The 21566-nt window shown below is 69.1% G+C and carries 18 protein-coding genes and 4 pseudogenes; 10 read left to right on the top strand and 12 right to left on the bottom strand.

The genetic code is table 11. The features are described from left to right. Positions 1-471: 471 nt before the first annotated feature. From EKH77_RS33200 to EKH77_RS34475, 4 genes and pseudogenes are all read left to right on the top strand, one after another. Entirely contained in the window at positions 472-633 is a 162-nt protein-coding gene (locus tag EKH77_RS33200; RefSeq protein ID WP_164737913.1) for a hypothetical protein, read from the top strand. 162 nt (positions 634-795) lie between these two features. Next, positions 796-981 carry a hypothetical protein gene (locus tag EKH77_RS34140; RefSeq protein ID WP_240667618.1) on the top strand — a complete coding sequence of 62 codons (186 nt, stop codon included), beginning with the start codon at positions 796-798 and terminating at the stop codon, positions 979-981. A gap of 24 nt (positions 982-1005) precedes the next feature. Next, positions 1006-1644, top strand: a pseudogene (locus EKH77_RS30495) (SGNH/GDSL hydrolase family protein); the annotation flags it as partial. A 575-nt stretch (positions 1645-2219) separates the two neighbouring features. Beyond that, a complete protein-coding gene (locus EKH77_RS34475; protein WP_126917440.1) occupies positions 2220-2765 on the top strand; it encodes a LysM peptidoglycan-binding domain-containing protein in 546 nt (181 codons plus the stop codon). Positions 2766-2824: 59 nt separating this feature from the next. Here the strand turns inward: EKH77_RS34475 and EKH77_RS30480 are convergent. Continuing rightward, positions 2825-3211 (bottom strand): annotated as a pseudogene (locus EKH77_RS30480) (IS5/IS1182 family transposase); the annotation flags it as partial. Between the two features lie 3 nt (positions 3212-3214). On the opposite strand from EKH77_RS30480, the gene EKH77_RS30475 reads away from it, so the two are divergent. Next, positions 3215-3427: a nuclear transport factor 2 family protein gene (locus EKH77_RS30475; protein ID WP_240667831.1), complete on the top strand. Its 213-nt coding sequence runs from the start codon at positions 3215-3217 to the stop codon at positions 3425-3427. An 88-nt stretch (positions 3428-3515) separates the two neighbouring features. Here the strand turns inward: EKH77_RS30475 and EKH77_RS34895 are convergent, their stop codons facing one another. The 3 genes and pseudogenes from EKH77_RS34895 to EKH77_RS34885 form a co-directional block, all read right to left on the bottom strand. After that, complete coding sequence (locus tag EKH77_RS34895; RefSeq protein ID WP_430981037.1) at positions 3516-3656, bottom strand: hypothetical protein; 141 nt, start codon at positions 3654-3656, stop codon at positions 3516-3518. Positions 3657-3777: 121 nt separating this feature from the next. Then, positions 3778-4047 (bottom strand): annotated as a pseudogene (locus EKH77_RS34890) (Tn3 family transposase); the annotation flags it as partial. Positions 4048-4129: 82 nt separating this feature from the next. After that, a pseudogene (locus EKH77_RS34885) lies at positions 4130-4872 on the bottom strand (DUF4158 domain-containing protein); the annotation flags it as partial. A gap of 616 nt (positions 4873-5488) precedes the next feature. Between EKH77_RS34885 and EKH77_RS30465 the strand changes: the two are divergent. Both EKH77_RS30465 and EKH77_RS30460 read left to right on the top strand, forming a co-directional pair. Further along, the gene (locus tag EKH77_RS30465) at positions 5489-6148 is read left to right on the top strand and encodes a pentapeptide repeat-containing protein (RefSeq protein WP_126917439.1); all 660 of its coding nucleotides are present in this window, start codon (positions 5489-5491) and stop codon (positions 6146-6148) included. A gap of 299 nt (positions 6149-6447) precedes the next feature. Next, positions 6448-7677: a PP2C family protein-serine/threonine phosphatase gene (locus EKH77_RS30460; protein ID WP_126917438.1), complete on the top strand. Its 1230-nt coding sequence runs from the start codon at positions 6448-6450 to the stop codon at positions 7675-7677. Between the two features lie 123 nt (positions 7678-7800). Here EKH77_RS30460 and ppk2 read toward each other — a convergent pair whose 3' ends face one another. Beyond that, positions 7801-8613, bottom strand: coding sequence for a polyphosphate kinase 2 (gene ppk2 / locus EKH77_RS30455; protein WP_126917437.1), 813 nt, complete (start codon positions 8611-8613; stop codon positions 7801-7803). A 175-nt stretch (positions 8614-8788) separates the two neighbouring features. Between ppk2 and EKH77_RS34880 the strand changes: the two genes are divergently transcribed. Continuing rightward, positions 8789-9358: a hypothetical protein gene (locus EKH77_RS34880; RefSeq protein WP_430981018.1), complete on the top strand. Its 570-nt coding sequence runs from the start codon at positions 8789-8791 to the stop codon at positions 9356-9358. Here EKH77_RS34880 and EKH77_RS30445 read toward each other — a convergent pair. Next, positions 9300-9518: a hypothetical protein gene (locus tag EKH77_RS30445; protein ID WP_126917436.1), complete on the bottom strand. Its 219-nt coding sequence runs from the start codon at positions 9516-9518 to the stop codon at positions 9300-9302. The two genes, EKH77_RS34880 and EKH77_RS30445, sit on opposite strands and share 59 nt — an antisense overlap. 273 nt (positions 9519-9791) lie before the next feature. Continuing rightward, on the bottom strand, positions 9792-10487 hold the full coding sequence (locus EKH77_RS30440) for an aminoglycoside phosphotransferase family protein (RefSeq protein WP_240667616.1): 696 nt from the start codon (positions 10485-10487) through the stop codon (positions 9792-9794). 493 nt (positions 10488-10980) lie between these two features. Here EKH77_RS30440 and EKH77_RS30435 point away from each other — a divergent pair, with 493 nt between their 5' ends. After that, on the top strand, positions 10981-11781 hold the full coding sequence (locus EKH77_RS30435) for an SDR family NAD(P)-dependent oxidoreductase (protein ID WP_126917435.1): 801 nt from the start codon (positions 10981-10983) through the stop codon (positions 11779-11781). A 17-nt stretch (positions 11782-11798) separates the two neighbouring features. Here EKH77_RS30435 and EKH77_RS30430 read toward each other — a convergent pair whose 3' ends face one another. The 5 genes from EKH77_RS30430 to EKH77_RS30410 all read right to left on the bottom strand — a co-directional run bounded on the left by EKH77_RS30430 (position 11799) and on the right by EKH77_RS30410 (position 16930). After that, positions 11799-12422 (bottom strand): TetR/AcrR family transcriptional regulator, encoded by a 624-nt coding sequence (locus EKH77_RS30430; protein ID WP_240667615.1) that lies wholly within the window; start codon positions 12420-12422, stop codon positions 11799-11801. Between the two features lie 188 nt (positions 12423-12610). Further along, positions 12611-13810: a cytochrome P450 gene (locus tag EKH77_RS30425; RefSeq protein WP_126917433.1), complete on the bottom strand. Its 1200-nt coding sequence runs from the start codon at positions 13808-13810 to the stop codon at positions 12611-12613. An 11-nt stretch (positions 13811-13821) separates the two neighbouring features. Beyond that, complete coding sequence (locus tag EKH77_RS30420; protein ID WP_126917432.1) at positions 13822-14844, bottom strand: terpene synthase family protein; 1023 nt, start codon at positions 14842-14844, stop codon at positions 13822-13824. A gap of 71 nt (positions 14845-14915) precedes the next feature. Then, entirely contained in the window at positions 14916-16256 is a 1341-nt protein-coding gene (locus EKH77_RS30415) for a cytochrome P450 (RefSeq protein ID WP_276319268.1), read from the bottom strand. 104 nt (positions 16257-16360) lie between these two features. After that, the gene (locus EKH77_RS30410; protein WP_206279960.1) at positions 16361-16930 is read right to left on the bottom strand and encodes a BlaI/MecI/CopY family transcriptional regulator; all 570 of its coding nucleotides are present in this window, start codon (positions 16928-16930) and stop codon (positions 16361-16363) included. Positions 16931-17412: 482 nt separating this feature from the next. On the opposite strand from EKH77_RS30410, the gene EKH77_RS30405 reads away from it, so the two are divergent. Continuing rightward, positions 17413-21438, top strand: a complete 4026-nt coding sequence (locus EKH77_RS30405) for a GDSL-type esterase/lipase family protein (RefSeq protein ID WP_206279959.1) — start codon at positions 17413-17415, stop codon at positions 21436-21438. Positions 21439-21566 lie beyond the last annotated feature (128 nt).

Below are 21566 nucleotides of genomic sequence, written 5' to 3'. Positions count from 1 at the left end.
TTCTTCGGAGGGTCGGTCACCGGCTTGTTCCACTGGCCGTCCTTCTCCTTGTTGGACTGGTTCTTGTCGCCTTCCTCGCCACCCTTGCCGTCACCATGCTTACCCATCGCAGGCATCTCCCTCCGGTCGGGCCGGTGTTGCGTGGACCAGGAAGGTACAGAAGGAGCAGGGACAGCGCCAGGGCGGGCCGGCCGGTCGGCCGATGTGGACAGGTGGGCAACGCGGGGCACGGGTGGCTGGGTGCAAGTTCTGTGCGTTCTCCCCGCAGAGCCGGAGCGGCTGGGACAGCTGAACCTTCCCGCGCACGAGGCGGTGGTGGAGATTCCCCAGGCACCGGGCGGCCGCGCGTGGAGGCAACACCGCCCGCGCGCGATGCTCTCGCGCGGCGACACGAGCCGCGCATCTTCCTCACCCGCGCTGCCGACCCTCCAGCCGGTGACCGCCCCCGCGGGGGCAGGGGAGCTGTGTTGGGTGCCCTACCGGCACGCGCCGCGCGTGCTCACCCACCTGGACATCCCCGAGCTCGGTGACTTCCTCGACGGATACATCGGCGGCTGGCTCCCGGACGGCTGGATCACCCTCGGCAGCCCCGGACAGCCCCCGGGAGGAACGCGCCGAGCCGACGAATCCTGAGCCTCCGCCCCCTGCCCGGTGTACTGACGCCTTCCGTTACGGGCGCGCCGCCATTGATGCGCGCTGCCCCTGCGTGGTGCGAGCCGGTGGATGCAGCAGTGAGCCCACTTCCCGTCTGCGCAGGGGTAGGTGCTGCGCTGCCTGATGGGCATGGTGACGGGCATGAGGCGAACTTCGTGGTGGGGCCGCCGTCTCCTGGCGATGCTGGTGTGCCCGCTGACCGTTGCGTCTGTCGCCGTCGCGTCACCCGCGCACGCCGGCAGTGCTCCTGCCAGTACCGGGCGCGAGCTGGGATACGCCGCGCTCGGCGATTCGATCGCGTCCGGCCTCGGCGCCGGCAACTACTAGGCGTCCAGCGGCAGATGCAGCCGCAGCGCCAGTGCGCATCCTGCGCTGTGGGCCGCGGAGCATCACGTGGGCGAGTTCCGCTTCGCGGCGTGCTCGGGAGCGAAGACCTCCGATGTCACCGCCACGCAGCTATCCGGCCTCGATGGCGGCGTGAGGCTGGTCAGCATGACCGTGGGAGCAAACGATGTGGGGTTCTCCGATGTCCTGAAGGCGTGCGCCATGCAGGGCGAGCAGGAGTGCCTGCAGCGCGTCGGGCAGGCCAGGGACGACATCGATCACACGCTCCCCGGGCGGCTGGACGCCCTGGACAAGGCGGTACGGGAGAAGGCCCCGCAGGCCCGTGTGGCGGTCCTCGGCTACCCGCATCTGTTCTCCGCCGGGACCTGCGGCGGGCAGCTGGTCAGCCCGCGGGGTCAGGCCGCGCTCAACGACGCCACCGACCGCCTCAACGCGGTCACCCGCGACCGCGCGCAGGCCCACGGGTTCGTCTTCGCCGACGTCACCCGCGCGTTCACCGGCCACGAGCTCTGCTCGGACGCCCCCTGGACCATCTCCCCCTCCCTGTTCACCCTGGACAGCGCCTATCACCCCAACGCCACCGGCCGGCGCCAGGGATACCTGCCCGCCCTGGAAACCGCGGCCGGGGCCGGAAGCGGCATCTGACCCTGCGCAACCAGGGTTGCGAGTCAGGCGCCGCCCGATGCGCGTGGACGCCTGCCCGGACGCGTGGTGAACGTCAACTGCTGCGCACGCCGCCATGTCACGGACCAGGCGGCACTTTCCCCCTCCCGACTCAGCCGGGCCCTGGCACAGACCGGCCGTGAACTGCTGGAACGGCTCCTGCCACCCCGCAGACCACGCACCAACCCCCGCGTCATCAAACGCAAAGTGAGCAACTGGAAGCTCAAACACCCCCACCACCGCAACCCACCCCACCCACCGGACCCCGTCCCCACACTGGTACCACCCACCAAACCCACCAGCAAACGCCAGAAACATACTTAAAACAGCGGTATTGCTACTCGAGCGTGTCCGACGAGTCGCCGGGCTGAGCCTCGGTTGTCGTGTGGCCTCAGGCTCTGCACGCCTGAGGCTGGCCCAGATTTTAGGGTCTCGTTCGGGTGACATCCCGCATGCGGGACCGTTTCTGCTGGTCATGCCTCTTGCGCGGCCACGAGGTTCTGGTCGCGGACAGTCGATACTGACGGTGCGCACACTCTTTCGCGAGAGGAACATGCATGGGTGACACGCTGCACGTGGGCGATGAACTCGGTCTCGGTCGATCCCTGCAGGGTGGTGCCTACACCCTGACGCTGCAGAACGACGGCAACCTGGTGCTCTCCGAGCCGGGTGGCGTTGTGTGGGCGACCAACACCCATGACAAGGGGGTTCAGCGGGCCGTACTCCAGGAGGACGGCAACTTCGTGCTCTACACCGACGACGGCGCGGTGTGGGCGACCGACACCAACGGCGAGGACGCCGACCGGCTGGTGGTGCAGGCTGACCGCAACGTGGTGCTGTACGGCAAGGACGACAGCCCGCTGTGGGCGTCGGACACCAACACCGACGACCCGATCGCCGTCGAGGAACCGGTCGCAGCCGCGGTTGCCCAAGAGGAACCCTCGCCGACCCCCCAGACCTACACCGTCGAATCCGGCGACACCCTGTGGGCCATTGCCGAACGCTTCTACGGTGACGGCAACCGATACCGCGACATCGCCGCCGCCAGCGGCATCGACAACCCGGACGTGTTGGATGTTGGCCAGGTATTGACGATTCCGTGACCCCGCCCCCCATGATGGGGGGGAATGCATCAGACGCTCAGGACTGTCCGGGTGAATCCTCATCGGAGCCACAGCCGGATCGCGGCGAGGGCGACCGTGCCGTGGAAGACGTACGCCCGCTTCTTGTAACGGGTGGCCACGGCACGGAAACCCTTGAGCGCCAGGACGGTGCGTTCCACCTCGTTCCTGCGGGCATACCGTTCGCGGTCAAAGCCGGCGGGCCGGCCGCCCTGACTGCCCCGGCGCCGACGATTGGCCTGCTGGGATCTTGGTTCGGCGATGGTGTGCTCGATCTGCCGTCTGCGCAGGTAGCGCCGGTTCCGGCGGGAAGAGTCCGCCCGGTCGCCGCCGAGGTGATCGGGACGGCTCCGGGGATGACCACCAGCAGGGCGCGGCACTCGGATACGCTCCAGCACCGGAATCTTCTGCGGTGCGTCGCCCCACTTCGCATGGCCGCCGAGTACCCCGGCAAACACGTCGAGTACAAGCGCGCCTTCGCCGAAGGCGACCACGTCATCCTCCACTGCCACCAGACCTGGCCCGACGAGGAGTACGCGGGCATCGACATCTTCCGCTTCGACCAGAACGGAAAGATCGTCGAACACTGGGACGTCCTCCAAGTCGTCCCGGCCACCTCCAAGAATGACAACACCATGTTCTGACCCGGAGGCCGTCGAGCAGTACGACGCCGTGCCGGTACCCGCAGGCTGACGCCCCGCTTCAGTCGGCGGCCGACTCGCCTTCGTCGTACTACTCGACGGCCTCCGGGTCCCGCAGCGGGCGCAGGCCCTGGCCGGGGCCGCTGGCCTTGATGTTGAACAGGTAGCGGCCCAGGAAGTTGATGTGCCGGTCCTTGAGCTGGGAGAGGCGGGCGACCTCCTCGTCCTTGATGTCGTGGCCCTCGGCGCGGAGCTGGGTGACGGCGGCGTCCAGGTAGCGGGTGTTCCAATAGGACGACGGCGTCGAGGACCAGGCCGAGGGCGGCGAGCTGGTCCTCCTGACCCCCGCAGTACGCCGGGCGGATCTGGCCCCAGCCGCCGTGGCAGATCGCGCGGGCCAGGCGGTGGCGGGACTCCTGCACGGTCAGCTGCCGGTTCATCAGCCGGCGGTAGGTGTCGTCGACCGGGTGCGACCAGCGCGACCAGGTGCATGGTCTTGTCGACCCGGCCATACTCGACGAACGCTGCGCCGAGCGGGGTCGGTGGCCCTCGCGGCCGAACATCCGCAGCAGGTCGTAGGCGCGGACCTGGTTGGTGATGAGCGACCCGGCGACGCGGAGCATGTCCGGCCAGTGCGTGGCGATCCGCTTGAGGTTCACCTTGTGCAGGCGATGGCCTCCAGCGGCCCGTACCCGGCGGCCGGCGTCTCGCCGTCGGGCACGCGGAGATCTCCTCCACCCGCTCCATGGCCCGCACCATCGCCGTGCCCGTCGACTTCACCGGCGGGGCGCGCAGCCGCTCCAGCTCCGAGACCCGCCTGCCCTCCGGCACCACCAGCAGCTCGGCCAACGCCGGCGCGAGCGCCGCATCCGCTCGGTCCGCCGCGCGGGCCACCGCCTTGTACAGGCGCCGCTCGGCCGCCGTACGCGCCTCCGACACCCGCCGGCCAGCACCGAGACACCCGGCAGCAGCACCCGGTTCTTCCACAGCCACGTCACCGCGTGGCCGAACAGTGCCACCGGCCCCTCAGCGTGCGTCCACGCCCGCCCGTACAGGAAGCTGCGTAATTCCCGCCCCCACTTCCGGTCGGTGAAGTCGCGGTATTTGAACCGCCTCTGGATCTCATCGGCGTGCTCGTACACCGTCGAGCGCCGCTCGGCGTACCGCTTCACGCACGAGGCGTCCGCGATGCCGAGCTGTCCGGCCAGGTACTCCACGGTCTCCCACGGCACGGCGAGCGGGTCCTCCCCCAGAAACCGGCCGACGTAGCGGACCGTACAGATCTGCACCGCCATACCCAGCCGGTGCGCGTCCGCACGACGCAGCGCGATCAGATCGCGGTCGTCATCGTCGAGGAAGAAGAACCGCTCCAGCTCCGGGCGCGTGGGTGCCTCGGTGAACGTCACGTACGCCTCGGCCTGCTCATCAGTCAGAAACTCCACCGGCACGAGGCGGACCGTAGCCAGCGCCGGTACCACTCGACGATCTTTCCGTAAACCTCGGCGAGGCCACGGAACGGTGTGCTGGCCGACCAAGATCAATATCGCCGGGATTTCCTGTACCCAACTACTCGCACCCGGGAGACGTGCCGACAAGCCCCTGCAGCAGTGAGGACCACCGGCGAAGCGGGGATCGCCTCTCCTCTCCAGGACGGCTCGTGAGCAAGGCCGGCAGTTAAGCCGCTCAGGGAACAAAGCGCAGAATCAATTTCGGGGAACTGCGTCTCCAGGCAGAACCGGTCGCCGGACAGGGGCCGCACGCGAGCCAATTCGCCTTCCGCAGGGCGTACTTGGTGATCTGAAGAGAGATCACTACGGGATACCTGCAACTCGGGTACCGGAGGAATGTCACAACCACAGCAAGACCATGTGTCCCTTTTCTATGTTTTTATATAGTTTCTGGAGTGGCGCTAGATCTCCTCCGCCTCCGGAGCCGGTCGTCGGACCCGAGCGCGATTGGATAAAACGACGCGCCTGGCGTCAGCATGAGGCCCTCCCCCTCACCGTGGTCCTGCCAAGGCCCGCAGGTGAGGGCTGCCCACCCCCGTCCCCTGGAGGAAGCCCTATGCGAACCCGCGCCCCGCGAGACCTGGCCACACTGCCGTTTGCGCACCGCCTCAACCCCTTCACCGGGGAGATCGAGCGATCAGGCACATACGAATGGCTCCACTTCGAAGGCCGAACCTTCGACGACGCGGAGGGCAGCAGTTCCCTCTTCAGTGAGTCGGCCTTCTCCTCGGTCACCTTCAACCGCGGCCGTTTCCGCCGCTCGCGCTTCGACGACGTGTGGCTGCACACCGTCCGGATGGTCGGCACCAACCTCGCCGAGACCACCTGGCTGGACAGCGAGTGCACCGCCAGCATCTTCGCCGGCGCCGAGGTCCACGGCGCCGAGATGCGCCGCACCGTCTTCCATCAGTGCAAATTCGACTCAGCCAACCTGCGCGCAGCCACACTCAAGGACGTGACGTTCGTCGACTGTCTCCTGCGTGACGTGGACTTCAGCGGAGCAACACTCAATGGCGTGTGCTTCCCCGGCTCCGCCCTCGACGGGGCCCGCTTCGACAAGGCCACGCTGACCGCCGTCGACCTGCGCGAGGCCACCACCCTGCGCATCGCTTCCGGGACCGGATCCCTGAGTGGCGCGACAATCAGCACAACCCAGCTATTCGACCTGGCACCCCTCCTGGCACAACACGTCGGCTTCACCGTGAAAGACGACTGAGCAGACCCAGAACAGCCCCTGGCCCCAGGGGCGCAGCCCTTCACCGAGCCATCGAAATCTTCTGCTTCGCCTGTCAGGCCCCATCACAACTGGGATACGCCGTACCGGCCATGGCCGAAGGAATCGCGCTTCAGGCGTCCGGCCATGAACGGACAGTTCTTCGCCCTTTCCCGGTGAGAAGCGATCAACTACAACCATGGGACGTCACAGGCCGGGCCTGCGTGCCACGATCGGCTCGCAGCGGTGGGACCTTTGTGCGCGCGACGCAAGCACCCCCTGCGCCCAGGAAAGGCAGGCGGATGACCAGACGCACCGTTTCTCACGGGCATGACCCCAAAGGCCGGGCGGCCTGCCCCTGTGGGGCCGAGGTCATCCGCGCGGACGGTTGCGAGGCGGCGAACGAACAGTTCCGGGGGCTGCTCGAATCAGCCCCCGACGCCATGGTCATCGTGGACGACACGGGCGCCATCCGTCTGGTCAACTCCCAGACGGAGGTTCTGTTCGGCTACAACCGGCACGAGCTGTTGGGTCGTCCGGTGGAAGTCCTCGTACCCGGCCGGTTCCGCGACCGGCACGCGGCACACCGCAAGGACTACGCGCACAATCAGCAGTTCCGTCCCATGGGCGCCGGGCTGGACCTCTACGGGCTCCGCAAGAACGGGCACGAGTTCCCTGTCGAGATCAGCCTCAGCCCGCTGCGAACGGGTGAGGGAGTGCTGTTCTCGGCGGCCGTGCGCGACGTCACCGAACGCAAGGCGGCGGAAGCCGAGCTGACCAGGCTCTACGAGCAGCAGCGGCACGTCGCGCTGACGTTGCAGCACAGCCTCATGGGCACCCCACCCGACGTGCCCGGCCTCCTCACCGCCAGCCGCTATCTGCCCGCCACCCAAGGCGCCGGCGTCGGCGGCGACTGGTTCGACCTCGTCCCGCTGGCGGACGGCAAGGTCGGTGTCCTGATCGGCGATGTGATGGGCCGAGGTCTGGAAGCAGCCGCCGTCATGGGCCGGCTGCGCTCCGCCGCCAACGCCTTGGCCCGCACCGGCATGCCGCCCCACAGGCTGATGGAGGTCCTCGACGCCATCGTCACCGACCTCCCCGGCCAACTGGTCACCTGCTGCTACCTGGTGGTCGACCCCGGCAGCGGAGAGATCACCCTCTGTTCGGCAGGGCACCTACCGGTGCTCCTGGCCGCTCCCGAGCGCGACGTCCTGCCGTTGCCCGCACCGGTGAACGTGCCGTTGGGCGTGAGCGGCTTCCCGCACGAGCAGGTGACCCGCACCGCGCCACCGGGCGCCACTCTCGTGCTGTACACCGACGGCCTGGTGGAGACGCCCGGCACCGACATCGAGAAGCAAATCACGGCCCTCACCACCGCACTGGGCACGGCGCTGGACAAGCAGCAGAACCTGGAAACACAAGACCTGGAGGCAGTGGCGGACTCGGTCCTCTCGGCCCTGCTGCCGCGCAGCGCGGGCGACGACGATGTGACCCTGCTCCTGGCGCAGCTGCCGCCCCGCATCGTCCGCTGACCGCTGACTGCTGACCGCACTCCGCTCGTCCAGCCGCTCGACCACCGGCGATCGGAAGCGGCGCACCGTCGTGGTACGTCGTCCCGCACAGCTTCGCCACCACACCTCGGCATCGTTCCAGTCCTATCGTGCAAGCTCCGCTGCGCGATCGGGCACCCGTGTCTGTCGATCCCGAGGAGGCCGCTGGTATCCGGTGGAGGGTGGGCGGGGCGGCAGATCGATGGCAGGCATCGGGATGTCGCGGTACGGCACCGTCGACAGCAGGTGGGCGATCATGTTGATGCGGGCCGAGCGCTTGTCGTCGCTCTCGACGACGTACCAAGGCGCCTCGGGAATGTCGGTGTGCGCGAACATCTCGTCCTTCGCCCGCGAGTACGCCTCCCAGCGGGTGATCGACTCCAGGTCCATCGCCGACAGCTTCCAGCGCCGTGTCGGATCCGCCAGCCGGTCACGGAACCGCTGCTCCTGCACCGTGTCACTCACCGAGAACCAGTACTTGCGCAGCAGGATCCCGTCCTCGACAAGAAGCCGTTCGAATACGGGGCACTGGCGGAGGAAACGCGCGTACTCCTCGTCGGTACAGAAGCCCATGACGTGCTCGACGCCCGCGCGGTTGTACCAGCTGCGATCGAACAGAACGATCTCCCCGGCGGCGGGCAGCTGTCCCACGTAACGCTGGAAGTACCACTGCGTGCGTTCCCGCTCGGTCGGCACAGGCAGCGCGGCGATCCGGACGACACGCGGGTTCAGGCGCTGGACGACCCGCTGGATCGCGCCACCTTTTCCCGCCGCGTCGCGCCCCTCGAAGACCACAACGAGCCGCCGGCGCTCGGCCCGCACCCACTCCTGGAGCTTGACCAGCTCCACCTGAAGCCGCAGCAGCTCCCGCTCGTACAACGGGCGCGACAACCGGTGCGGTCGATCGTCGTCAGTCACTGTCCTCTCCTCCCGTACGCCCCTCCCGACACTACGGCGCGGACCTACCCGGCCGGCCCCGCCTGGGCCGAATGGGCCCGGGTGCCCTCCGATCGGCCCTGGCGGCAGCCCGGCGCGAAACCCAGGCTGGGGAAAGGCTCCTGACAGGGCCCCGTCCAACCCTTCGGAGGCAGTCATGCGGGACGTCACGACGTCGGCACCGGCCACCACTCTCACCGACGACGAGCTGCGGGCCCTGGACGCTCACTGGCGGGCCGCGAACTACCTGACCGTCGGGCAGATCTATCTGATGGCCAACCCGTGGCTGGAAGGGATGTACGCCGAGACCTACCCCGACGTCAACCGGAACGCGGCGGGCATGGAGCGGCTCTTCCGGCAGTTCTCCTTCCCGGCGGCGTACCCAGCCACGTCGCCCCCGAGACCCGCAGGTCGATCCACGAGGGCGGGGGAGCTGGGCTACTCCCTCTCCCACGCCTACGGAGCCGCAGGCGCGCCGCCTCGCACTGACCGTACCGGCGCGGTAAGGCACCCCTCCTTCGCCCCGGGCCCGGCCACACGCCGAGCCCGGGGCGAAGCCGTTGCCCGGGCGACGCCCGGCAGCCTGACGGGACGGTCCGCGAGTTGCTCGGCGTTGACGGCACATCGCGCCCTCGCGGAGCGCGGATCCCCCGGCCGCTCACCGGGAGTCAGCGGTTGTCACCCAGTTCCTGGTGCGTCCGGGGCTGGTCGTCCTGCTCGTGGGTGAGTGCGTAGCGCTGGATCTCGTTGTAGGCCTTGGAGGCGATGCCCATGATTTCCTCGCAGGGGCTGACGCCGGTGGCCTTCTCGGCGCTGCAGCCCGGGAGACCACCGCCGATGCCGCTGGTCAGGCCAGGGCCGATGACGGTGAGCCCCCGTCCCGCCACCGGCGCTTCCCGCCCTACGGCATGGCAGGCGCCGCCCGGGCGCGCAGCGCTCTGCGCTCAGCCCGGCACACTGGACCGCTCGGACCGGAGGGAAACCCGCCCCGGTCACGGTACGGCCGTCCATGTCCACGGGCGTGGGCCCTTGCGGCCGCGCAGGCAGTCGACACGGTGCTGTGCTTCCGCGCGGGCGTGAGGGTGTTGGTCGGCGATCTGGAGGGCGAAGGTGACGATGCGCAGTTCCCGGATGCCCGCCAGGACTGAGTACCCGGGCCACTAGGTGACGTCCATGCTGTAGGCCGAGCAGAAGTCCTCATACGCGGCTGCCGTGACGGTGGCGGTCGTGCGGTGCTTCACCGAGGTGGAGACGAGGTCCCATTCCGGTGGTCCACAGCAGGTGTTCTCCAGGTCGAGGAGGCAGGCGGTGCCGTCGGCGTCGACGGCGTCGTTTCCGTCCCAGGCGTCGCCGTGCAGAGCGCACAGCGGCAGGCCGGCCGGGAGGCCGGCGAAATCCGCGGCGAGCCGGCGAGCGTGGTCCTGGAGCCAGCGGCGGTCATCGGTGGTGAGAATGCCAGCGTTGGCGATGCGGCGTGTGGGCTTGGTGAGGGGTTCGAGCGGCGGCAGGCGGAGGGAGGCCGGCGGGGGTAGCTGGTGCATCTGCTTCAGCAACCGGGCAACGTCGGCGGCGGTTCCCGGCCGGTGGGGTGTGAGCTCATCCCAGAACGTCACCGGCTGCCCATCGACGAGGGCAGGTCGATCGACGACCGCCGGACGGGCGGTGTGAACGCCGTTGTCGGCGAGCCATCGGGCCACGGCCAGTTCCCGTTCCGCGATCTCCTGCCCGTTAAAGCGGTCGAGGCGGGCGACGACCCTGCCCGGGAGCCTCCAGATGGCTTCGGGGGTGGCCAGCAGGGCGACGATCGTGATCGGCTGGTCGCAGTGTGGGCAGTTGCGAGTAGCTGCGGGCTCCAACGGGTCGTACCCCTTGGAGAGTTGCCGAGGTGCTGCGGGGTGGGGTGTGGAACCAGGCGGGTGATGGAGGCTCGGTCCGTGTCCGGCTGGGCGGCTCTCACCGAGCCGGCGGGCTCGGCCCTGGTCGCGGGCCTGGCCGCGGAGACGGTCGGCCTTTCTGCGACAGGCGGGAGAGCAGTAGATCTGCCGGACGCTGCGTGACGTCTCGACGGTGCTGTTACAGAGGGGACAGGCCCGTTTCTCTAGGGCCTTTGCGCTGGTGCGGGCTGCGTTCCGGCGTAGGCAGGCGCTTGGCCGGGGTGTGAGGGCGGGGCGCCCGAGGTGCCATCTCGTCCGGCGGGTCCGCGATGTGGCGGCTGAGGGTGCGCCCGGCGGGCTGCGACGCCCTTGCGCCCGACAGGCATAAGTCTACGAGTGTAGACTTGCGCGTGTCGGATGCCTCGCACCACCACACAGCGCGGGCCACGAAGCGGGCCCTGAGAGGGAACACAGGATGAACCTCAATCTCATCGGCAAGCGCGCACTCGTCACCGGCTCGAGCGCGGGGCTGGGCGAGGCCACCGCGAGATTCCTGGCGGCCGAGGGCGCCGGGGTCGTGGTGCACGGCCGGGACGCGCGCCGCACGGAGCGGGTCGCCCGGGAGATCCGGGAGGCCGGCGGGACGGCCGACGTGGTCGTCGGCGACCTCGCCGACGACGACGCCGCAGCCGGCGTCGCCCGCGCCGCCACCGCGGGCGGTCCGGTCGACATCCTCGTCAACAACGCCGGTTCCTACCGGCACTTGACCTGGGCCGAGGCCACCCCCGACGAATGGCGCGACACCTACGACGCCAACGTCGTCTCAGGCGTCCGGATGATCCGGCACCTGGTCCCCGCCATGCGCGAACGCGGCTGGGGCCGTGTCGTCACCATCGGCGGCGGGCTCGCCTCCCAGCCGATGGACGCCCACCCCCAGTACAACGCCACCCTGGCCGCCCGGCACAACCTCGCCGTCTCCCTTGCCCGCGAACTCAAGGGCACCGGCGTCACGTCCAACGTCGTCTCCCCCGGAGCGATCCTCGTCGAGGCCACCAAGGACTTCTTCACGGGGATCGGGCCCGCCCGCGGCTGGGGCCGGACCTGGGACGAGGTCGAGCCCAACGCCGTCCAGGCCCTCATCCCCAACGACCAGGAACGTTTCGGCAAGCCCGAGGAGGTCGCCGCGGCCGTCGCCTACCTCTGCGGCGACCACGCGCAGTACATCAGCGGAGCCACCATCCGCGTCGACGGCGGGCTCATCCGCTCCGCCTTCTGAGCACCGACGGCGGGTCGCTAGCCTTGGGTGCCGTCAGGACCGGTTCCCGTCGCCGCGGACGTGCCACCCACCTCGTGGACGACCGGTTCGAGCATGTCGGTGAGCAGGGCGATGAGGCGGGCGTCGTCGGCCGTGGCGAGCGCGGTGGTGCCGACGACGCCGCGCAGCAGCCACGTCCCGGCGACCAGCGCGAGGGCGAGCTGCGCACGCACGTCGGCGTCCGGCCCGTCGAGCAGCCCAGCCAGGCGAGCACCCACATTGGCTTCCACGCCCCGCCGGACGATGTCCGCCGCCTCGGGATCCGGTGCCGAGCGCAGCAACAGGAGGAACGGGTCGAGCCGCTCGGCGTCGGACGCCGTGCGCTCGGTGAGCGTATGGGCGATGGCCCCCGCCAAGTCGGCGCGTTCGTCGCCGACGATGGTCGGCGGCGCGAAGGAACGCGCGACGGCCTGCGTGAACAGGCCCTGCTTGGAGCCGAAGTAACGGTTGACCATCATCGCTGTCACCCCCGCCCGCTCGGCGATCCGACGCACTCCGGCACCCGCGTACCCGTGCTCGGTGAACTCCACGACCGCGGCGGCGAGGATCGCCTCGCGCGTGGCGGCGGCGTCGCGCTTACGGGCGGGTTGCGCAGTGCTCATGCCCGGGAGCATACGGGACGCATCGGGGCACGGAGCAACAAGTCCGCGTCCGGACATGGATGCGCGACGTGGTGACCGAGGCGTGGCGCCGCGCCGCGACCTCGACGGCGCCCCACTGGCGCCTCGGCGCCGGGACGCTGCCCGCCCTGGCCGAGGCCTGGCTCGGCACGGCCTGACGACGCCACGCCTCACCAGGTGACCGGGAGCACCTCGACCCCGTAGACCGTCGAGCCCTCACGGAAACGGAGGGCGGCTTCGGGGACGGCGAGTCGGAGGGTGGGGAAGCGGCGGAGCAGGGCCGGCAGGGCGATCTTCATTTCCAGGCGGGCCAGTTGCTGGCCGAGGCACTGGTGGGCGCCGAAGCCGAAGGACAGCTGGGCGACCGGACGGCGACGCAGGTCGAGGTCGTCGGGGCGCTCGGGGACGAGCCCGGGGTCACGGTTCGCGGTCAGGGGAGAGAGCAGTACGTGCTCGCCTTCGGCGATCCGGTGGCCGTTGATCTCGACGTCGGTCACGGCCGTGCGCAGGAGCGGTGCGGGGATGGCGAGGTGGCGCAGGAGTTCCTCGACGGCCGTACCGGTGACCGCGGGGTCGTCGCGGAGGGCGGCGAGCTGGTCCGGGCCGCGGAGCAGGGCCAGCACGCTCAGCGCGAGCATGGTCGCCGTGGTCTCGTGTCCCCCGACCAGGAGGGTGGTGCCGAACCCGATGAGTTCTTCGTCGGTGAGCTCCGCGCCGTGCTGCCGCACCACCGTGCCCAGCACTCCGTCCCCGGGGGTTGCCCGGTTGCGGGCGACGATGTCTGCCATGGCGGCGTTCAACTCGGCCGAGGCGGCGACCAGCCGGTCGGCGTCGACGGTCCCGTCCATGATCACCTGGGAGCAGCGCTGGAACATGGACCGGGTCCCGTAGGGAACGTCGAGCAGTTCGCAGATCGCCAGCGACGGGATGGGCAGCGCGAACGCCTCGACCAGGTCGACGACCGGTCCCTGCTCCGCCATGGCGTCGAGGTGGTCGGCGACGATCGTCTCGATCGCGGGACGCAGTCGCTCGACCTGACGGACGGTGAAACTGCCGGTGAGCATGCGGCGGAGGCGGGCGTGCTCCGGGCCGCTGTAGGCGGGCAGGAAGCCCGGGTGGTTGAACAGGGTGCGCGGCAGCGTCGGGTCGATGCCGTTGCCCGTCACCAGGCGCTCGTCCGCGAAGGCGGCCCGGACGTCGCCGTATCCGGTGATGACGACGGCCTCGATCTCGCCGCGCACCGGATGGAGGACGCGCAGTCGCGGAAGGCCGTCCTCCTCGCGCATCCGGCGCAGGTCCGGCGACGGGTCGAACGGGCAGGTCCCGTCTCGTTCAGAGGCTACGAAGGACGCCGGGCGGTGGTCGGGCATGCTGGTGCTCCTCAGCTGCTTCGGTCCTGGGAACGCGGTCGTGTGAGTGGAACGGGAGGCGCCGACTGCCCGTGGTACCGGGTGGAGGCGTGGTGCCAGTCGTGGGCACCGCGGATGGTGGTCCGAAGCGCCTCCGTGCAGTAGCGCTGGAGCAGGTCGCGTTCGGCCGGGTCGAGGTGGCTCGTCGCCGTGGCGCCGAGCAGGGCCCGGTGGGCGCCGGTGAACAGTTCCAGGGCTTCGGCCCGGCGGCAGAGGGCCTGGTCGATCGCTTCGGCCCGGGAGAGGCCGTGGTCCCGTTCCAGGCAGAGCACCAGGTTGTTGCGCTCCCCCAGTGCCGTGTCCTTTTCCAGGGAGACGATGTCGTTGTCGCAGATGATGAAGGTCTTCGTCATCTCACGCATGACCGACAGGTGCGGCAGCGCGTAAAGGTGGTCGGGCAGGACGCACGAGGACAGACGCTCGGCAAGGTCGACGACCGGTGCCACGCCGATGGTGTGGCGCCGGACCCGCAGGTATGTGCTCAGCGACATGGGCGCGCCGGTCTGTCGGCTGCGCGCCTCATGGACGTGGTGGTCGAGGTAGGACGACCAGTGGGCCGCCGATCGCTGGATCCAGTCCTCGGGCATGTCCTGGCAGCTGCGTCGGCGCATGTCGGCGAAAGCACCGGCCAGGGGCAGCGGGGACGCCTCGCCGCTGGTGCCCTCCTTGACGAGTCCGACGAGGTGGCGGACCCGCTCGGGTGACCGGCCCCACTCTTCGTCGAGCGCGTCGTCGAACAGGAAGTACCAGCTCTGCTGGTCGACTCCGAGGTCCAGTTCGCTTCCGGTCGCGTTCGGATAGAACATGGCCGCGATCAGCGGGAACTGGCCCCTGAGGTGGTGGGCCTCCGCCGCTTCCGAGGACAGGAAGCCGAAGGACTTCGGCCAGGCGAGGTGACGGTCGTGGGCGGCCCGGAAGTCCGGACTGATCCGGCGCGGGAAGGGAACGGGATCCGGGGTCTGGACCGGGGCCGGTGGCCCCGGATCCACGGACACGTACTCTGCTGTCGAAGTCGTCAATGCCGTCGATGTCATGGTGTGGCGCACCTCCGGGAAACGGGGCCGGCTCAGCCGGCCGGCCAGGGTGAGACGCGCATGGGCAGCGCATTGGGCCGGATCAGCGCTTGGACCACCGGCCGGACCCGGTGCCCCTCGACCGGCCGAGGTCGCCACCGCGAGACGATCGCGCGCAGGACGACGAGCATCTCGGTCATCGCGAAGTGGTCGCCGATGCACTTCCGGTTGCCGAGGGCGAACGGGACGTAGGCGCCCGGTGGAAGGTCCTTCTCGGTACGGGCGAGCCACCGGTCCGGGTCGAACCGCAGTGGCTCCGGGTAGTACGCCGGGTCGCGGTGCATCGTCACCGCGCTGTAGACCAGCTCGGCTCCTCGCGGGAGCTCGACCCCGCAGACCCGCACCGGCTCCAGAGCGCGCCGCATGAGCAGCCAGCTGGGCTGGTGGAGCCGGAGTACCTCCCGGAGGAACCGGTCGGTGAAGGGAAGCGTGGCCGCGCCGGGCAGGGCGCCGGCGGGCAGCGCGTCGCACTCGGCCCTCATCCGCCGGGTGATCTCCGGGCGCCGGCCGAGTTCGTGGAGCGCCCAGGACAAGGTGGTCGATGTGGTCTCGGCACCGGCCATGAGCAGGGACAGCAGCTCGTCGCGGGCCTCCACGTCGGTCATCCCCCGCGGATTCCCCGGGGTGCCCGCGAGCATGACCGACAGCAGGTCACCGCGGGCGGTGGGGGCCTGACCGGCCTGCTGAGTCTGCCGGGCCTGCCGGACGGCGGTGTCCGCGAGTTCGCGCAGCGCCGCGGCCGCGGCCAGGTACTTGCGGTGCCCCAGCACACGTGAAGAGGCGATCGGCGCGGGCAGCACAGTACCCACGAAGACCCCGCGCATCACCGTGGTCAGATGCTCGGCGACCTGTTCCCCCAGTTCGGCGACGGCCGCGGCACCCTCCGGGCGTTCGGTGCTGAACAGCGTCGCCACGAGCATGACCGTCATCATCCGGCGCATCACCACGTCCATGGCGATCACCTCGCCCGGACGCCAGGCCGACACCTGCTCCTCGGCGATGTCGGTCATCGTGCCGACGCACGCCGCGATGCTGTTCCGGTGAAAAGCCGGTTGGAGTGCGCGCCGTTGCCGAAGGTGGAAATCCCGCTCGGACGTGATGATGCCGTTCCCGATGAAAGGCCGTGCGACGTCGAACAGCAGCCCTTTGCCGAACTTCCTGCTCTGCGTCAGAAGAACGTCGTGGACGGCCTCCGGTGAGTTCAGGATGAACACCGGCCGATTGCCGAGGAATATCCTGACGATGTCGCCCCGCGTCCTGACCGATTGCAGGAACTCCACCCGTTTGACGGCCAACTGTGGCAGGTGGCCGAGCAAGGGTAAGCGCCCCGGCACGATGGGGGCCGCCACCGCTGGAGCGGTGATGGAACGCACAGCTCTGCACCTCCCTGAATCGTGAGCCCGAAAAGGCGCTCGCTTTTTGAAAGTTCGGCGGAACCTCAGCCGGCGTCAGCGTCGTCGGCAGGCTTCACGAGGGTGTACATGACCGCCCGCTGCTGCTTGTGGCGTTGGACGCGTCCCTTGGCGACCAGGGACTCGAGGGTGTTCCGTACCACCTGCGGTGTCGGATTACGGCTCGGGTCCTTCTCCAGAAGTTCGTCCCGCAGTTCCTTCGCCGAACGGGGTTCGTCATGACCGGTCAGCAGGTCCATCAGCGAGTCCCCGAGCAGAGGCCGGCCCGGCTTCCCCTTCGCGTCGCTCTTCGTCCTGGTCCCTGCCGACGCCGTCCCGCTCGGCGTCGAACGCCGCGTGGTCGCTCCGGCGGCACTTCGGCGCTTCGCCTTCGCCACCGCGGGCTCGCCCTGTGCCTGCTCCGGCAGACGCGAGGCATCGGCGAAGCCTTCGTACCTCTCGGCGAGATTGAGGATGTCCGACAGCAGGGCTTCCTCCTGCTGAAGCAGCTCGATCTTCTTCGCCAGCTCCTCCTGGCGCCTGCGGTTCTCCTCCAGTTCCGATGCGACCTGTTCCACGTACCGCGATCGGAGCTCGGCCGCTGCTTGGCTGCTCACACCTTCACTCCCTTGATATGGACGACGCGATGTCGACGCCGGACGGCTCGTCGAACATGTTCGCTCCTCACCTTAAGGGCAGACATGCCTCTGCGTGTAGGCACAGGCATGCCGGGACTTCACGTATGTCCGTCCGTCAGCACATATCGAACGGTGACTCACACCTTGTGGTCACACCTGCCTTACGTTGACAGCCCGATCGCACACATGTCAGCATCGCCACCCGTTGAACGGGCTCCGACGCCGCGGCCGCGCGACACACTCACGCGGCTCCGGCCCGCCCATCCACCCCCATGACTGATCCGCCCGGTCGTCACGCAAGGCCCGTCGCGGTGATCGGCATCGGGTTCCGGGCTCGTGACGGGCCGCGGCGGACGGGAAAGAGAGACGGACAGTTGTCCATACGCACGCCGGGACGCGGGTCCCGGCGCAGACCGAGACCTTGGTGGGCAAGCGCCGCGGCGCAGGCCCTGTGCGCGGCGATGCTCGCCTCGCTCGTCACGTTATTCACACCGCCCGCGCCGGCGCAGGCGGTCGAGGACCTCGACAAGCGCGCCATCACGTTCAACATGCAGGGTGGCACCCGCTGGGAAACCGTCAGGACGAATCTGATCAAGGACGCCGACGTCGTGACACTGCAGGAGGCCACGACCGCTCCCTGGGACTTCACCAAGAACGAAGTGATCACCGACAACCTCGGTGACACCGCGAAGACCCCGACCGGGCTGCCCAGCCTGAAGTACCGGGTCTACGCCCAGCAATGGGGTGAGCGAAGGAAGCAGGGGGTGCTGCTCTACCTGGACATCCTGGGCAGGGACGCCTGGGGCGCCGGTACCGGCGCCGACACCGGTGATCCGGAAACGGAGAACAACAGCCAGAAGTCCATGGCGATCTGGCTGCGGGACGCGCCCGACGACCTCAAGGACCTCAAGGACCGCGTCAAAGTCTTCCCCGCCCAGGACGTGGGCAACAAGTGGATCAGGTCCCGTCCGGCGTTCGGTGTGAAGGTCGGCAACACCTGGTACTTCGACATCCATGCCGCGTCGATCCGTTCCGGTGACACGCCCAACCATCACACCGTCGCTCTGATCGACACGATCTCCCGGACCATGGCCGGCGAGCGATGGCGGGCCCTGGGCGACTTCAACAGCGCCGCCGCCCCCACTCGCGGCAGGTTCCCCAACACGTTCTACGCGACGAAGAACGGCAAGCCCGACGGCACGCCCACCACGACGCAGAAGAGCGGCTTCGCACTGGACTACATGATCGCGAGCGATCAGCTGAAGAACCTCGACGTGTCGACGACCGGCCGGAACGGCGGTTCCGACCACAATCCCGTCAGGTTCACCCCGCGGAACACCCGCGCGTGCGCCACTGACTGGAGCGAGCCGACGCGCTACAACTACGACGCCGCCGTCTGGCTCGCCGCGCGTGCCGTGGAGGACGCGTGCGGCCCGCCTCCTGCGGTCGTCTCCATGGGAGACAGCTACATTTCGGGCGAGGCGGGACGGTGGGCCGGTAACGCCCCCGCCTCCGCGGCCGGCTCGGCGTGGGGCACCGACCGGGCAGCGGTGAACTGCAACGGTGACGAGAGCCTGTGCGACCACGACGCGTCCAAGGTGTACGGCGACACGTCGTACGACAAGGGCGGAAGCGGGTGCGACCGATCGGATTCCGCCGAGATCAAGGGCCTGACGGTCGACGACGTACCGCTGGAACGGCGTTTCAACATCGCCTGCTCGGGAGCGACGACGGACAACGTCACCACGACCGGCTTCAAGGGCCGGCGGCCCCAGATCGACGATCTGCGCGACATCGCCCGGAGCAACGAGGTGCGACTGGTCGTGCTGTCGATCGGCGGCAACGACCTGAAGTTCGCCGACATCCTCCAGGACTGCGTCAAGGCGTACTTCTACCCGTCCCTGTTCAACAAGGGCTGCCGCGGCGCCAAGGAGAAGGAGTTCGCCGACGGCCTCGACCCCGCACGGGCGAAGATCGTGAAGTCGGTCGAAGCGATCCGGAACGTGTTGCGCGAGGCCGGGCAGGAGGACGGCTCGTACCAGATCGTGCTGCAGTCCTACCCCAACCCCCTGCCGCTCGGCCGCGACTACCGCGACCCGGAGAACGCGCCGGTCCCGCCCGCCAACTACAGCCGGTACCTGAGTGGCGGATGTCCCTTCCTGGACGCGGACAGCGACTGGGCGCACTCCTCCGTGGTGCCCCGGATCAGTGCCATGCTGCGTGGCGCCGCCAACGAGGCCGGGGTGTCCTTCCTGGACCTGCAGGACGCGTTCGCCGGGCACGAGCTGTGCGGCAGGACGACACAGCAGGCGGGCAAGGACCACAAGCTCTCCTCCCCGCTCCCCGCCGAGCGCGCCGAGTGGGTGCGGTGGGTCCCGTACCTCGTCGACGGCCTCAAGGACCTGCCCTGGCAGGCCCAGGGGAACCAACAGGAGGCGATCCACCCCAACCACTACGGCCAGCTCGCCCTGTCCGCCTGCCTGACCAAGATCACGGCGAAGCTCGGCCCGGCCCCGGTGGCCTCGTCCTGCGTGGGCAAGCCGTCCGGCGCTCCCGGCTCCGTCGACGGAAGTGTCGACAACAGTACGGTGCTGAGCAAGAGCAACCGCCGTGCTCCCGTGGCCGGACTGCCGGACTGGAGCCGGGCGGGATACCGCGCCGGTGAGGTGCTGCCCGCCGCCGCTTCCCGCACCTCCGACCCCACCTGCCGCATCACCCCGTCCGAGCTCGAGCAGCGGTTCAAGGTGAGGCCCGACGACGGGCAGGACGACACGGCGGGGCTGCAGAGCGCCATCGACCGGATCCGCGAATCCTGCACGCCGGGCGCGGGTCCCAACCGGCTGTCGGTGATCGAGCTGCCCAAGGGCAGGCTCGATGTCAGCAAACAGCTCGCCGTGGACGCCTCCTACCTGGTCATCCGTGGACAGGGCTCGGACCCGGACGGCGGCACGCGGATCGTCTTCCGCCCCGACGAGAACACCCGCTACGACAAACTCACCGAGAAGGGCGAGCGCTGGAACCAGGGGGCGATGGAACACAAGTGTGAGTTCACTACGGGCAACAACGTCGGATCGGGTGGCTGGATATGGCCCGGACGCGGACTGTTCCGGGTGCAGACCCGCGAGGTCGCCGAGAAGTACCTCAAGATCTGCGGCTACCCCTCCAAGATCCCGGAGAACCGCCGTGACCTCTTCGAGGGCTCCGTCAACCAGCACTGGGAGTCGGGCGTCGCCGTGGCCGGTTCCCCGGCCGACGCCAAGTACGCCGCGCATCAGGGCGACCGGGTGATCCAGCTGGACCCCAAGGCGAAGACGGACGCCTTCAAGCCGGGCGGTGATCTGTGGGTGGGCGCGGCCAACAGCCTCAAGTTCTACCAGTCCCAGGAGGTGGCCGGGGCCGCGGCGGACGACGGCCGACTGGAGAACCTCCACATGCGCCAGCAGGTGTTCACCATCGCCTCGGTGGACGCCGCCCGCCACACCGTCACGATCGACAAGCCGCTGGAGTTCGACGTCCCGGTCGACTCCACTTCGGACGGCTCCCCGCCGCTGGGGGTGAACGGCAAGCCCTACCCCAGCAAGGTCACCGCGCTGAAGATGATCAGCGATGTGGGGTTCGAGGACTTCTCCTTCACCGAGGACATCAACGGTCTGCCCAAGCTCGGCGGCGGTACGTATCGGCTCAGTCCGGCCGACGCGGTCCACAACTACGGCAACATGGCACCCGAGTACGCCATGCACGGCATCGTCTTCAAGTGGGCCGCCGACTCCTGGGTACGCGGTGTCCGCGCCGACATGACCGGCTCCCACCCGGTCGTCACCGAGGTGGCCAGGAACATCCAGATCGAGCACAACGTCTTCGACGGCGCCTGGAACAAGGGCAAGGGCGGCAACGGCTATCTGCGCGGATCCCGCGTCTGGGACTCCGTCTACGCCTTCAACACCAGCCGCAACCTCCGGCACTTCACCTTCCAGTGGTCGGCTTCCGGCAACGTCGCCATCGGCAACGACCTCGACTCCGACCTGAACCTGCACGGCGGCTGGGAACACCGCAACCTGTTCGAGAACAACACCGTGCATGTTCCCTACAACCACTCCTCCGGCGAGTGCACCACCAACTGCGGCGGTGAAGGTGGCGCCGGCGACAAGGGCACCTGGTGGCCGGTCTACTGGGCCGCCGGCAGCAAGGGCATCGGCTGGTCCGGATCCACCGGCCCGCAGAACGTCTTCTTCCGCAACACTCTGACCAAGCAGACGACCCCAGGCGGCCCCTACGAGCCGTACCAGCCCTACGCCGACACCTCCAGGGTGTTCCAGTTCGGTTCCGCCGCCGGCGACGCGAGCGTCTTCCAGCACCTGAAGGGCGCGGGCGGCCCCATCCAGGACTGGGCGGACAACGAGCGCCACGACTACACCGGCGGTGACGGGGTCAACGCCTCCAGAGCCGACGCCGGTCGTTCCCTGTTCCTGCGCGACTACCGCTCCTGAGTTCGACCCGTGGCCGTGCGCGCCCGTTTCCAGCGGATTTCGGCCCGCTGGAAGCGGGCGCGCCTCGTATGACTCCCTGGCATATGGGTGAGATCTATTTGTTCACACGTGTGCGTTGGCCGACTTTC

This window comes from Streptomyces luteoverticillatus (assembly GCF_003970715.1).
GTDB lineage: Bacteria > Actinomycetota > Actinomycetes > Streptomycetales > Streptomycetaceae > Streptomyces > Streptomyces abikoensis.
The sequence above is the reverse complement of the archived record's forward strand: the minus strand, read 5'-3'. Positions and strand labels throughout refer to the sequence as shown.